The sequence below is a fragment of the Stenotrophomonas sp. GbtcB23 genome (assembly GCF_019091045.1).
In the GTDB taxonomy this organism is placed as follows: Bacteria; Pseudomonadota; Gammaproteobacteria; order Xanthomonadales; family Xanthomonadaceae; genus Stenotrophomonas; species Stenotrophomonas rhizophila_A.
The window spans coordinates 1-243 of sequence record NZ_JAGXKC010000612.1; the positions used below are offsets into that span (position 1 = coordinate 1).

Sequence of the window (243 nt, forward strand, 5' to 3'; positions counted from 1 at the left end):
GACAACGGCGACGACGAGACCACCCAGCTGCGGGTGCTGGCCGGGCTGCTGCGCCCGGGCAGCGGGCCGATCCAGATCGGTGGGCGCCCGGCCGGGCACCGCGAGCGCGCCCAGTTCGTGGCGTACCTGAACCACCTGCCCGGCCTCAAGCCGGACCTGGACACGCTGGAGCACCTGAATTTCCTGTGCGGCCTGCACGGCCGGCGTGCGCGGCAGACGCCAGGCAACGCGCTCGTCATCGTG

Annotated in this window: 1 pseudogene; it reads left to right on the top strand. The window is 73.3% G+C overall.

Annotated features, from left to right (window positions below):
* A pseudogene (locus KVS69_RS20295) lies at positions 1–243 on the top strand (heme ABC transporter ATP-binding protein CcmA); the annotation flags it as partial.